This window comes from Microbacterium deminutum (assembly GCF_039530205.1).
In the GTDB taxonomy this organism is placed as follows: Bacteria; Actinomycetota; Actinomycetes; order Actinomycetales; family Microbacteriaceae; genus Microbacterium; species Microbacterium deminutum.
Genome location: NZ_BAAAOG010000001.1, coordinates 550,232 through 562,547, shown reverse-complemented (window position 1 = coordinate 562,547; position 12,316 = coordinate 550,232). Strand labels below are relative to the sequence as shown.

The following is a 12,316-nucleotide window of genomic DNA, read 5'->3' as shown; positions in this document are numbered from 1 at the left end:
GCACGCGGCGGCCGCGGTGATCGGCGGCGGTCCGGCGGCGGCGGTCAGGGGGCGGGCGGAGCGGACGGCAGCGGCTGTGCGTCGCGGTGGGCGAGGATCTGGCTCACCTCGACCTGATCGACGAGCGCCTCGTGCACGAGCCCGACACTCGGGATGTCGGCCAGGCGGATGGGCTCGTCCACGCCATTCGACAGCGTGAGGGTGCCGGCGCCCCAGATCCGCTGGATGATGCTCCGCTTCTCGACGATCGTGTACCCGCGGACATGTGCGAGCTCGCGTCGCCGCGACGAGAGGAGTCCCCACCGCTCGACCACGCGCCGCGTCGTGATCGTGTAGATGTGCGACCACCACACGAGGAACGGCAGGACGACCAGAAGGAACACGACGACCCCCGCGGCCGCGAGCATCATCCAGTTCTCGAACGGTGCGGGGAGGTTGTCATAGAACCAGCCGCACGCACCCGCGACGGCGACGAGCACCAGCACCGACCAGAACAGGCGCCTCGCATGCCCGCGGAACTGCGCGACCCTCAGCTCGGGCGTCGGCACCCCCGGCGCCGGCGTGAGCGGCCGCCCGCCGTAGGTGGTCGGGTGCGTCATGAACCCATTGTGCGTCGGGCATCGGCGTGGTGCGTGCTACCCACGCCACGCGACGAAACACTGGCGTGGGCAGGTCAGCGCACGTGCACGACGTCGCCGGCCGAGACGGCGCTCTCCACGCCGCTCACGGCGACCACGACCAGTCGCCCCTGCGAGTCGATGCGCTGAGCGCGACCCTCGAGTGCCGCCCCGTCCGGGAGCGACACCACCACATCGCTGCCGATCGTGGTGCACAGCGCCTCGATCTCGCCGAGCACACCGGAGGCCGCGGCATCGCCGCCCGCCGCCGCGAGTGCGACGAGCTGTTCGTCGAGGCTCGTCAGGAAGTCGGCGAGCAGCCGGTCGTCGTCGACCTCGAGCCCGACGGCCTCGAACGACGTGGCCGTCTCGACCGGAAGGTCGACCCGCGCCATCCGCGTGTTCACCCCCACCCCGATCACGATGGCGTCGGGGTGTCCGGGAATCACCTCGGACAGGATGCCGCACAGCTTGCCGCCGTCGAGCAGCACATCGTTCGGCCACTTGAGGCCCGCGGCGTGGCCCGTTCCCCTGATCTGGGACGAGACCGCACGTGTCGTCGCGGCGCCCGCGGCAAGCGGGATCCAGCCACGGGACTGGGGCGGGATGCCGGGCACCCGCACGAGCACCGACACGGCGAGCGCGGTGCCGGGCGGCGCCACCCAGGTGCGGTCGAGCCGGCCGCGCCCTGCGCGCTGGTCGGTCGTGACCAGCAGAGACAGGTGGGGCCACTGGTCGGGGGCCACGGATGCGTGGCGGATGACATCCGCATTGGTCGAGTCGGTGGTCTGGACGACCTGCACGCGCGGGCTGATGGCGGCGGTGAGGGGATAGCCCCCTGGCGGGCTCGTCATGCACTCACCCTACGCCGCGTGGCACCATCACAGCGGATGCCGCAACCCCTTGTGCGAAGCCTCCAACCGTTGCCGGAATACCGCCGATAAGGTGGAACGCGTGACAGATCAGCCCGACCTCTCCACCACCGCCGGAAAGATCGCGGATCTGCGAGCGCGCTACCAGGAGGCGGTCGTCGACGCCGAGAAGGCGGCGCACGACAAGCAGCATGCGAAGGGCAAGCTCACCGCTCGCGAGCGGATCGAGCTGCTCGTGGATGCCGGCAGCTTCGTCGAGCTCGACGAATACGTCCGGCACCGCACGACGGCGTTCGGGATGGAGAAGTCCCGGCCGTACGGCGACTCCGTGGTCACCGGTGTCGCGACGATCCACGGCCGGACCGTCGCCGTCTACGCGCAGGACTTCTCGACATTCGGAGGGTCGCTGGGCGAGGTGGCCGGCGAGAAGATCATCAAGGCCATGGAGTTCGCGCTGCGCAGCGGCATCCCCGTCGTCGGAATGCTCGATTCCGGCGGTGCCCGCATCCAGGAGGGCGTCGTCGCCCTCGGCAAGTACGGCGAGATCTTCCGCCTTAACACTCAGGCATCGGGCGTCATCCCGCAGATCTCGATCATCATGGGCCCCGCCGCCGGCGGCGCCGTTTACTCGCCCGCGCTCACCGATTTCGTCGTCATGGTGGACAAGACCAGCCAGATGTTCGTCACCGGCCCCGACGTCATAAAGACCGTCACCGGCGAGGACGTCGGCATGGAGGAGCTCGGCGGCGCATACACCCACAACACCCGTTCCGGCGTCGCGCACTACCTCGCCGAAGACGAGGACGATGCGATCGACTACGTCAGGACGCTGCTCGGGTTCCTTCCCGACAACAACATGGCCGAGCTGCCGGTCTACGAGTCGCCGTTCGAGTTCGAGACGACGGATGCCGACCGCTTCCTGAACACGATCATCCCCGACTCGCCGAACCAGCCGTACGACATCCACGAGGTGATCAGGCACCTCGTCGACTCCGAGGACTTCCTCGAGGTGCAGCCGCTGTTCGCCCCGAACATCGTGATCGGGTTCGGCCGCATCGAGGGCCGCACGGTCGGCATCATCGCGAATCAGCCGTCGCAGATGGCCGGCACGCTCAACATCGAGGCGGGCGAGAAGGCGAGCCGCTTCGTGCGGTTCTGCGACGCGTTCTCGGTGCCCATCGTGACCCTCGTCGATGTGCCCGGGTACCTCCCCGGTACCGACCAGGAGTGGACGGGGGTCATCCGCCGCGGCGCGAAGCTGCTCTACGCCTACGCCGAGGCGACGGTCCCGCTCGTCACGGTGATCCTCCGCAAGGCCTACGGCGGCGCCTACATCGTCATGGGCTCCAAGCAGCTCGGCGCCGACATCAACCTCGCCTGGCCGACAGCCGAGATCGCGGTGATGGGCGGACAGGGAGCCGTCAACATCCTCTACCGCGGCGAGATCAAGCGCGCGGAGGATGCCGGCGAGGACGTCGCGGCCGTGCGCACCCGCCTCGCGAACGAGTACACCTACAACGTCGCGTCCCCCTTCCTCGCCGCCGAGCGCGGCGAGCTCGACGGGATCATCGAACCCGCCCAGACGCGGGTGTCGATCGCGAAGGCCCTCCGGGCACTCCGCGGCAAGCGTGCGAGCCTGCCGCCGAAGAAGCACGGGAACATCCCGCTGTGAGCGATCCCGGGCCGGAGGAGGACCTCAGGATCGACGTGCGCCGAGGCCTGCCGACCGATGAGGAGCTTGCGGCGCTCATCGCCGTGGTGTCGGAGTCGTACGCCCGGGAGTCGGCGGCGGCTCTCGCCGAAGAAAAGCCGGAACGCAACGCCTGGATGCTGTCGCAGCGCTCGCTGCGAGACCCGGTGCGCCGCGAACTCGGCTGGGGCCGATTCGGAGGCTGAGCCCTTCGCGAAGGCTCGGCACGTGGAGTCCCGGTTCCGATCAGCCCTGCGCGACGCGAAAACCATTGAGGCACTCGGGAGATTTGTCCCCCGAAATACCTACATACGCGCGGCCCACCCCCTTGCATACTTGAACTGCTGGAACGCTTCTGCGTTCGGCTGACCTGCTCACCGCTTGTCGGAGACTCCAGGTTCGGCCTAGCGGACGGTTTTCGGGTAACCGTCCGCTAGGCGAGGGGCGGGCGGCTTCGCCGCCCCTCGCCTCCTTCGATTCCGCTCCCCGTCCTGGCTCCCCTCCCCCGCCGGGACGGGGAGCGAGATGCGTTTCGGGCGACTCAGTCCACGCGAGGGTGTGCGATCTCGCGCCAGAGCTCGACGGCATCCTCGTCGCTCCATCCGGCGCCCGCCGCCGAGCGCCCGACGACGGTCACGGCGATGGTCTCGTGCGGCGAGGTGCGGATGTAGAGGCGATCGGAACTCGCCGACCGCAGAGTGTCCGCGAGCTGCGCACGGATGATCGCGAGCGACTTCTCGCCCAGGCCCTCGAGACCTCCCTCGTCGAGCACCGTCACATTGGCGCCCCGGCGGCGTGCGCGTTCGAGCTCGGTGCGCACGTCGTCGTCGAGCAGCCGCGGGCCGCGCATCTCGTCGCGCAGCCGCCCTTCCGCGAGCCGTGCCTCGAGCTTGTCGTCGGCGTCCAGCTCGCCCCCCGACGACACCGTGCGCGCGAGGACGGGTCCGGCGACAGCGAGCGCCTGCTGGATCTGCACACGGCGCTCACGCTGCCTGCCGACCTGCGAGGCCTGCCACGCGGATGCCGCGCGCTGCAGCTGGGTCAGTCGCGCGGTGTCGCGGGCGGCGCGGTCCATCGACCGCAGCAGCAGCTGGGCTGAGGCGACCCACACCACAGATCCCACGAGGCCCAGGGCGAGAGCCGAGACCGGTCCCATCCAGATCATCGAGGCGATCGCGAGCGCCGCGATTCCGATCCATGCCGTCCAGGTGCGCCGCCGCACGATGACGATGGTCATGAGTGCGCCGATCCCGCCGAGGTACCAGGTGGCGAAGGATGCCGTGCGGGAGTCGTGTCCTACCGCGATGCTGATCGCGCTCGGCACGAGCACGGCGCACGAGAGGGCGAGCACGGCGGCGATCATCGGCAGCCGCGACGGGCCCCTCGGGGCCATGCCCGGCGGGGTGTCGGCCGGCGGCGCGGCGGGCGCTGCGCCGGCGGGCTCCCAGAAGAGGCAGAGCCAGGTGGTCGCGAGGTACAGCGCCAGGGCGACGAGGACGACGAGCGGCTGCGGCACGGGTGCCGTCCACCACAGCCCGCGCGCGGCGAGATATGCCGTGAAGGCGAAGGCGAGCCCGACGAGGACATTCCGGACGCTGATCATGCGGCACCTTCGGTCCAGTCCAGACGCACCGTCGTACCATGCTCGCCGGTGTCGATCTCGGCGGACCCGCCGATGGCGGCCACGCGAGCGAAGATCGATGCGCGGATGCCCAGCCGGTCACCGGGCACGTCCTCGAGATCGAACCCTTCGCCCCTGTCGCGGACCCGGATGCGCAGCATCCCGCTCTCCGACTCGAGCGACACGGCCAGTCCCTCGCCGCCGGCGTGCTGCAGCGCGTTGGCCACCGCCTGCATCGCCGCGAGGGTCAGCGCCCGCGCCACACGACCCGGAATGGTCGGGGCCCCGGATTCGAAGGACCGCTCGACGACGAGGTCGACATCCAGTTCGCGCACGGCGCTCTGTATCTCGTCCGCGAGTGCGTCGCAGTCGACCGGGTCGTCGCTGCCCTCCCCCGCGTCCTGCTCGGTGTTCGCGAGGCGCGTCAGCGCCTCACGAGCCATGCCCGCGGCGAGCGTTCGCTCCCGCGGCGTCTCGGCCCGCTCGGCGGCGATGAGCGCGGCCAGCACGCTGTCGTGCATGAGGGCGGCCACCGCGATCCGCTCCTGCTCCGCGGCATCCGCCGCCGCCGCCTGCGCGTACGAGGCGACGGCCCTCGCCCGGGTCTCGTCGACATTCGCCGCGACCGAGCGGAACACCCAGCCGAGGGTGAGGATCACGCCGCCGAGGATCAGCGCGAAGGACACGTCGAGGCCGACCGCGAACCAGAAGTCCCGGGCGAACCCGCCCTGGATGAGACGGACGAGACCGAACAGCACGGGGGCGAGCACCGTCCAGACGATCTGCAGCGGCAGCGGGAACGCCAGCACCGCGGCGAGGGTCGCGATGTTGACGAGATACCAGATCCACGGCTCGCCGGTGGATGACGGCACGATGCCCGCTGTCGCGATCGGCCAGACCACCAGCGCCCCGACATAGATGAACGCGAAGGCTCCCGCCGCGATGCGGACGCCCCGGCCGATCATGCACGCCGTGATCATCACCGCCAGCGGAACGAACACCATCGCCATGAGCGGGATGTGCCACCCGGGCAGCTCATCCGCCGGCGCCAGCGCGGTCACGAACGCCTGGGCGCCCAGGACGAGCGAGCCGAACCCGGCTACGAGCGAGATGATCCGCTCGACGCGCGTCCGTGTGAAGGACCCGATGCCGACTGTGGACTCACGCGTCTGCGGGATGTGTCCCCACGCGTTGTCGAGAACTGCGCTGGGCGCCTCAACCGCCACCGACACCGCCCCCCGGGTCCGAGGCGGGCTCGACGAGGATGCCGTCCTCCATCGCCCGTCGCAGCAGATCGACCTTGGTCGGTGCGGGACGTCCCACTTCGACGTACTTGACCCGCACGCGCGTGATGTTCTCCTTTGCCGTGGAGTAGGCGACGCCGAGCCGGTCAGCGACGACCTTGAGCGGGAGCCCCGCGGCATACAGCCGGAGCACGTCCCGCTCACGCGCCGACAGCTGCGCGTCGGCGAACGCGCGGTCGCCTTCCACCGCGCTCGCCCATTCGACGTTGTTGAGCGGCTCGCCGCGTGCAACGGTGGCGATCGCCGCCGTCACATCTCCGATCGGAGAGGCCTTGCTCACGATCCCCGTCGCGCCTGCGGCGAGCGCCTCGCGGACCGCGGCCGGGCGATCCGCCACGCTGTGGATGATCACGCTCGATCCGTCCCGCACCAGGGCGCGCACGTTCTCGGTCACCGTCGTGCCGTCCCCGAGGGTCAGATCGAGCACGACCACATCCGCCGGAAGCGCCGCACTGAACGCCCGCCAGTCGAGGTACTCGGTGACATTGCTTCCCGAGAACACCACGTCCAGGGCGGCGCGCGCGCACGCGGCCTCGAGCCCGAGTCGCACGGACTCGTGGTCGTCGATCAGCGCGACGCGCGTCATGGTGTCAGGCTAGCGCGGCTCGGACATCCTGGTCAGGACGGCGACGGCTTCGACATGGTGCGAGTTCGGAAAGAGGTCGAGCGCGTCGATGGTCGTCGTGTCGTACCCGACGGCGCGGAACGTGGCGAGGTCGCGCGCGAGCGCCACCGGGTCGCACGCGACGTAGACGATCGTGGCCGGCTCGAGGTCTGCGATGCCCTCCACCACCTCCCTCCCCGCCCCGGACCGCGGCGGATCCAGGACGACCACTCCACGTGCCAGCCGCGCCCGATCGGCGGTCGACGCATTCGCGCCCGCCTGCGCGATCCATCGGTCGACCCGGGCCGTCTCGGCCCGCGCACCGACCCACTCGGCGAGGTTCGCACCGGCGTGCTCGGTCGCTCGCGAGTCCGACTCCACAGACGTCACGCGCGTCGCGGCGCCGCCGAGATCGCCGAGCGTCGCCGCGAAGAGCCCGACGCCGCCGTAGAGATCGAGGTGCCAGCCGTCCGGATCGATCGGTGGGCCATCGGCGTGGAGCCCCCTCACACGACCCGACACCACCTCGGAGAGGGTGCCCGCGGCGAGCCGGTGCACCTGCCAGAAGCCGCCGGCATCCACGCGGAACGCGCGGCCGCCCACCCGCTCGACGACGACTTCGAGCGCGGGATCCCCCGGCGAGGCCGGCGCCGGTGCGGGATGACTTCGCGCCCGACCGTCGCTCGATCCTCGTCGGCTGCGGCCGCGGCCGCGGCCGTGATCGACGGGCGCGGGCCGTGCCAGGATTCGAACCTCGCCGTCGGCGGGCTGCACCAGGTCGATCCGCCCAGGAATTCCGGCCTGCAGACCGAGTGCGGCGCGCTCGACCGCCGCTGTCGCCAGCGGAAGGTCGTCGACGGGGATGACGCGGTGGCTGCGCGCCGCGTAGGGTCCGACGCGCCCGTCGGCGTCGACGTGCAGGCTGACGCGGGTTCGCCATCCACTGCCGTCGGCGCTCTCGACGGCAATGAGGTCACCGTCGCCCGAAAGCACCGGCGAGGCGGGTCGAATGGCGACCGGGACATCGTCGATGCCGCCGATGCGCTGCAGCGACTCGAGCAGGACCTGCAGCTTGAGTGCACGCTGATGCGCAAGCTCGATGTGGCCGAAGTCGGCGCCGCCCGGACGATCTTCGGGCGGCACGTCGACATCCGCCTGTCGCCACACATGCGCGCGACGGTGGGGGGAGGCATCCAGGACCTCCATCGTCTCGCCCCGCCAGAAGGAGTCCTTCGACGTGTCGGTGAGCCGGACGCGCACCCGCTCGCCGGGGATCGCGTCCGGGACGAACACCACGCGACCCTCGTGGCGGCCGACGAAGACGCCGCCGTGTGCGACGCCCGTGACGTCGAGGTCGATGAGATCGCCGTCGGAACCCGTCGAAGCCGCCATGCTGAGAGCTTACGGTTGAGCTATGCGCGTGTGCCTCGCCTCGACCTCGCCCGCCCGGCTCATGCTGCTGCAGCAGTTCGGCATCCGTCCGCTCACCGTCGCACCCGACGTCGACGAGGCAGCGGTGATCGAGTCGGTCGAGGCCGCCGAAGGGCGCACGCTCGCACCCGACGAGCACGTCCTGCTGCTGGCACGGCGGAAGGCGGCCGAAGTGGCCGCGCGCCTCGCAGACGACATCCCGGACTTCGACGGGATCGTCATCGGCGGGGACTCGATGTTCGAGCTCGACGGGCAGGTGCTCGGCAAGCCGCATACCGCCGAGAACGCCGTCGCCCGGTGGCGTGCGATGCGCGGGCGGACCGGCGTCCTTCACTCGGGTCATGCCGTCGTGCGCCTCGCGCCCGGTGTCGCGCCCCGCGAGGCGCACGCCGTGGCCGCGGCATCCGTCACGTTCGCCGATGATGTGACGGATGCCGAGATCGACGTGTACGTCGCCTCCGGCGAGCCTCTGCAGGTAGCCGGGGCGTTCACGGTCGACAGTCTGGGGGGCGCGTTCATCACCCGGGTCGACGGCGATCCCTCGACGGTGGTCGGGATGTCGGTGTCGACGCTGCGGCGTCTCGTACGGGATCTCGACGTGGAGTGGACGACCCTGTGGAAGACCATCGACCCGTCGCTCGCCTCGGCGGAGGTCGTCGACGTCGGCGTGGATGACGGTCCGTCGTTGTAGTAGGAAGCCCACGTTTCTCGACGCTTCTTGTACGAACCGGCCAAAGGACGGGCCAGGCCCGTCGGTAGGCTGGCAAGATGCCTCACATCGCCAAGGTGCTCATCGCGAACCGCGGCGAGATCGCCGTACGTGTCATCCGTGCCGCGCGCGACGCGGGCAAGTCGTCGGTCGCGGTGTATGCCGAACAGGACCGCGACGCGATGCACGCCCGTCTCGCAGACGAGGCTTACGCCCTCGACGGCGCCACCAGCGCCGACACCTACCTGTCGATCGAGAAGATCCTGTCGGTCGCCCGGCGCTCCGGCGCCGATGCGATCCACCCCGGCTACGGGTTCCTGGCCGAGAATGCCGAGTTCGCACGCGCCGTGATCGGCGCCGGGCTTATCTGGATCGGCCCTGGTCCCGACGCCATCGAGGCGCTCGGCGACAAGGTGACGGCCCGCCACGTGGCTGAGAAGGTGGGCGCACCGCTCGCGCCCGGAACCTCGGGCCCGGTCGCGGGCGCCGAGGAGGTCCTCGCGTTCGTCGAGGAGCACGGCCTGCCGATCGCGATCAAGGCCGCCTACGGCGGTGGCGGCCGAGGACTCAAGGTCGCGCGCACCGTGGACGAGATCCCCGAGATGTTCGAGTCCGCGACGCGCGAGGCGATCACGGCTTTCGGGCGCGGCGAGTGCTTCGTCGAGAAGTACCTCGACAAGCCGCGGCACGTCGAGACCCAGTGCCTCGCGGATGCCGCCGGGAACGTCGTCGTGATCTCGACGCGCGACTGCTCGCTGCAGCGTCGTCACCAGAAGCTCATCGAAGAGGCGCCCGCCCCGTTCCTCACGGACGAGCAGAACCGCACGCTCTACGACGCGTCGAAGGCGATCCTGCGCGAGGTCGGCTACGTCGGGGCCGGCACCTGCGAGTTCCTGATCGGAGCCGACGGCACCATCTCGTTCCTCGAGGTGAACACGCGGCTGCAGGTCGAGCACCCGGTCTCGGAGGAGGTCACCGGCATCGATCTGGTGCGCGAGCAGTTCCGCATCGCCGAAGGCGAGGAGCTCGGCTACGGCGACCCCGCTCCCGACGGGCACTCGATCGAGTTCCGCATCAACGGCGAGGACCCGGGCCGCGGATTCCTGCCTCAGCCCGGCCCGATCCACGTCTTCAAGACGTTCGGGGGTCCCGGCATCCGTCTGGATTCCGGGGTGACGGCCGGTGACAGCGTCAGCGGCTCGTTCGACTCGCTGCTGGCGAAGATCATCGTCACCGGGCGCAACCGCGAGGAGGCGCTCGAACGCGCCCGCCGTGCGCTCGACGAGTTCGAGGTCGCCGGGCTGCCGACGGTGCTGCCTTTCCACCGCAAGGTGGTGCGCGATCCCGCATTCACTGCGCCGGACGGGAACTTCGGCGTCTTCACGCGATGGATCGAGACGGAGTTCGTGAACGACATCCCGCCGTGGGATGGCGAGCTCGACGCGCCCCGCCCCGCAGAGGCTCGTCACACCGTGGTCGTCGAGGTCGCCGGCAAGCGCCTCGAGGTCAGCCTGCCCGACCGCATCGTCGCCGCTCCGCGCGCCATCGGACGCCCCGCCGCCGTGCCGCCGTCACGCCGATCGCATGCTGCGACCGCCACCGCAGCGGCATCCGGCGACGCGGTCAAGTCGCCGATGCAGGCGACGATCGTGAAGGTCGCCGTCGAGGACGGCCAGCTCGTCGTCAAGGGCGACCTGGTGGTGGTGCTCGAGGCGATGAAGATGGAGCAGCCGATCCAGGCGCACAAGGACGGCGTCATCGGCGCCATCGACGCGGCGCCCGGCACCACCGTCGCCGCGGGCCATCAGCTTCTGACCATCTCCTGAGGCCACGCGCGGCTCGACCCTCGGGTTTGGGGCGGATTTCGTCCGTTGGGGCGCGAATCACGCGCCCCAACGGACGGGGTGCGCCCCAGGCCCGATGGCGCTGCCTCCTCCGAGCCGTCTGAGCCCGTCAGCCGCCGTAGATGGCGTGGTCGACGACATGCATCGCGCGCGCGGCATCCGTGATGCTCGACGACAGCGACGGGTAGACCGCGAACACCCGGGAGACCTGATCGACCGTGAGGCGGCGCTCGACGGCGATCGCGATCGGATAGATCATCTCGGATGCCCGCGGGCCGACGATGATCCCCCCGATGACCGTGCCGCTGCCCTGCCGCGCGATGAGCTTCACGAACCCGTCCTTGATGCCCATCATCTTGGCGCGGGGATTCGCGGCCAGCGGCAGCTTCTCGACCTCGCCGTTGATGAGGCCGTCGGCGATGTCCTTCTCCTGCCAGCCGACCGTTGCGATCTCGGGCGCGGTGAAGATGTTCGAGGTGATGCGGCGGCGTTGGAGCGGAATGACGACATCCCCGAGGGCGTGGAAGACGGCCGTGCGGCCCTGCATCGACGCGACCGATGCCAGCGGAACGAACGTCGTGCAGTCGCCCGCCGCATAGATGTTGGGCACCGACGTGCGAGCGACCCGGTTCACCTGGATGTGGCCGGACTCGGTCATCTGAACCCCGGCCTCCTCCAGTCCGATGCCGGCCGTGTTCGGGATGGAGCCCACGGCCATCAGGCAGTGGCTGCCTTCGACCGTCCGCCCGTCGGTGAGGGTGACGAGCACGCCGTCACCGATCCGCTCGACCTTCGCGGCCCGCGACTTCGACAGCACGGTCATTCCGCCCCGCTTGAACACCCGCTCCAGCACGGCTGCGGCATCCGTGTCCTCACCCGGCAGAACCTGATCGCGGCTGGAGACGAGGGTCACCTTCGCGCCGAGGTTCATGTAGGCCGAGGCGAACTCGGCGCCTGTGACGCCCGAGCCGACCACGATGAGGTGCGGCGGCAGGGCGTCCATCTCGTACAGCTGCGTCCAGGTGAGGATGCGCTCGCCGTCGGGCATGGCCGAGGGGAGCTCGCGCGGCGACGATCCCGTCGACACTACGAAGGTATCGGCTTCGACACGATCGAAGTCGGTGCCGCCGGGTCCGGTCGAGACGATCACCGCGTCATCCTTCTCGAGACGGCCGTGGCCGGAGATGATCCGGACGCCCGCCTCGGCGAGCGCCGCCCGCATGTCGTCCGACTGCTGCCTCGCGAGCGAGAGGAGGCGATGGTTGACCGCCGCCAGGTTGATCGCGATCTCGGGCTTGAGAGGCTTGCCCTCGGCGCCCTTGGCGAACAGCTGCACGCCGAGGTCGCCGGCGCCGGCGATCGCCACCGCGGCATCCGCCGTCGCGATCAGCGTCTTCGACGGCACGACGTCGGTGATGACCGCCGACCCGCCGATGCCTGCCCGCTCGACGACCGTGACCTCCGCCCCGAGCTGGGCTGCGGCCAGCGCCGCTTCGTAGCCGCCGGGTCCGCCGCCGATGATCGCGACGCTCTGAGTGCGCTCGAAGCTCAAGGACATAGCGACCATTCTCTCCCGCCCGACCGCCGTGCGACGACAGGGCGGCTGGGCGGTCTCTGGCCCTCC

11 protein-coding genes are annotated in these 12,316 nt (G+C 70.4%); 4 read left to right on the top strand and 7 right to left on the bottom strand.

Features of this window, described 5'->3' with window-relative positions; all coding sequences use genetic code 11:
• Positions 1-44: 44 nt before the first annotated feature.
• The gene (locus ABD212_RS02455; RefSeq protein WP_344090825.1) at positions 45-599 is read right to left on the bottom strand and encodes a PH domain-containing protein; all 555 of its coding nucleotides are present in this window, start codon (positions 597-599) and stop codon (positions 45-47) included.
• A gap of 74 nt (positions 600-673) precedes the next feature.
• Positions 674-1,471 (bottom strand): biotin--[acetyl-CoA-carboxylase] ligase, encoded by a 798-nt coding sequence (locus ABD212_RS02450; RefSeq protein WP_344090823.1) that lies wholly within the window; start codon positions 1,469-1,471, stop codon positions 674-676.
• 100 nt (positions 1,472-1,571) lie between these two features.
• Here ABD212_RS02450 and ABD212_RS02445 point away from each other — a divergent pair, with 100 nt between their 5' ends.
• Together ABD212_RS02445 and ABD212_RS02440 are read left to right on the top strand one after the other, a co-directional pair.
• Entirely contained in the window at positions 1,572-3,161 is a 1,590-nt protein-coding gene (locus tag ABD212_RS02445) for an acyl-CoA carboxylase subunit beta (RefSeq protein ID WP_344090821.1), read from the top strand.
• Positions 3,158-3,385 carry an acyl-CoA carboxylase subunit epsilon gene (locus ABD212_RS02440; RefSeq protein ID WP_344090819.1) on the top strand — a complete coding sequence of 76 codons (228 nt, stop codon included), beginning with the start codon at positions 3,158-3,160 and terminating at the stop codon, positions 3,383-3,385. The genes ABD212_RS02445 and ABD212_RS02440 overlap by 4 nt, the downstream gene beginning before the upstream one ends.
• A gap of 335 nt (positions 3,386-3,720) precedes the next feature.
• On the opposite strand, the gene ABD212_RS02435 is transcribed toward ABD212_RS02440, so the two are convergent.
• From ABD212_RS02435 to ABD212_RS02420, 4 genes are read right to left on the bottom strand one after another with little or no spacing between them, the layout of a single operon-like run.
• Entirely contained in the window at positions 3,721-4,782 is a 1,062-nt protein-coding gene (locus ABD212_RS02435; RefSeq protein WP_344090817.1) for a hypothetical protein, read from the bottom strand.
• On the bottom strand, positions 4,779-6,026 hold the full coding sequence (locus ABD212_RS02430; protein ID WP_344090815.1) for a sensor histidine kinase: 1,248 nt from the start codon (positions 6,024-6,026) through the stop codon (positions 4,779-4,781). Before ABD212_RS02430 ends, ABD212_RS02435 begins: the two co-directional genes overlap by 4 nt.
• Complete coding sequence (locus tag ABD212_RS02425) at positions 6,016-6,690, bottom strand: response regulator transcription factor (protein ID WP_344090812.1); 675 nt, start codon at positions 6,688-6,690, stop codon at positions 6,016-6,018. Before ABD212_RS02425 ends, ABD212_RS02430 begins: the two co-directional genes overlap by 11 nt.
• A gap of 9 nt (positions 6,691-6,699) precedes the next feature.
• On the bottom strand, positions 6,700-8,100 hold the full coding sequence (locus ABD212_RS02420; protein WP_344090810.1) for a class I SAM-dependent RNA methyltransferase: 1,401 nt from the start codon (positions 8,098-8,100) through the stop codon (positions 6,700-6,702).
• Positions 8,101-8,122: 22 nt separating this feature from the next.
• Here ABD212_RS02420 and ABD212_RS02415 point away from each other — a divergent pair, with 22 nt between their 5' ends.
• Together ABD212_RS02415 and ABD212_RS02410 are read left to right on the top strand one after the other, a co-directional pair.
• Entirely contained in the window at positions 8,123-8,830 is a 708-nt protein-coding gene (locus ABD212_RS02415) for a Maf family protein (protein ID WP_344090808.1), read from the top strand.
• 77 nt (positions 8,831-8,907) lie between these two features.
• Positions 8,908-10,674, top strand: coding sequence for an acetyl/propionyl/methylcrotonyl-CoA carboxylase subunit alpha (locus ABD212_RS02410; RefSeq protein WP_344090806.1), 1,767 nt, complete (start codon positions 8,908-8,910; stop codon positions 10,672-10,674).
• A 127-nt stretch (positions 10,675-10,801) separates the two neighbouring features.
• Here ABD212_RS02410 and ABD212_RS02405 read toward each other — a convergent pair whose 3' ends face one another.
• Complete coding sequence (locus ABD212_RS02405; RefSeq protein WP_344090804.1) at positions 10,802-12,259, bottom strand: NAD(P)H-quinone dehydrogenase; 1,458 nt, start codon at positions 12,257-12,259, stop codon at positions 10,802-10,804.
• Positions 12,260-12,316 lie beyond the last annotated feature (57 nt).

What these genes read in the sequence shown, in the direction of transcription:
- ABD212_RS02455 (WP_344090825.1), bottom strand. Translation starts at nt 599, where the DNA reads ATGACGCACCCGACCACCTACGGCGGGCGGCCGCTCACGCCGGCGCCG.
- ABD212_RS02450 (WP_344090823.1), bottom strand. Translation starts at nt 1,471, where the DNA reads ATGACGAGCCCGCCAGGGGGCTATCCCCTCACCGCCGCCATCAGCCCG.
- ABD212_RS02435 (WP_344090817.1), bottom strand. Translation starts at nt 4,782, where the DNA reads ATGATCAGCGTCCGGAATGTCCTCGTCGGGCTCGCCTTCGCCTTCACG.
- ABD212_RS02425 (WP_344090812.1), bottom strand. Translation starts at nt 6,690, where the DNA reads ATGACGCGCGTCGCGCTGATCGACGACCACGAGTCCGTGCGACTCGGG.
- ABD212_RS02420 (WP_344090810.1), bottom strand. Translation starts at nt 8,100, where the DNA reads ATGGCGGCTTCGACGGGTTCCGACGGCGATCTCATCGACCTCGACGTC.
- ABD212_RS02415 (WP_344090808.1), top strand. Translation starts at nt 8,123, where the DNA reads ATGCGCGTGTGCCTCGCCTCGACCTCGCCCGCCCGGCTCATGCTGCTG.
- ABD212_RS02410 (WP_344090806.1), top strand. Translation starts at nt 8,908, where the DNA reads ATGCCTCACATCGCCAAGGTGCTCATCGCGAACCGCGGCGAGATCGCC.
- ABD212_RS02405 (WP_344090804.1), bottom strand. Translation starts at nt 12,259, where the DNA reads ATGGTCGCTATGTCCTTGAGCTTCGAGCGCACTCAGAGCGTCGCGATC.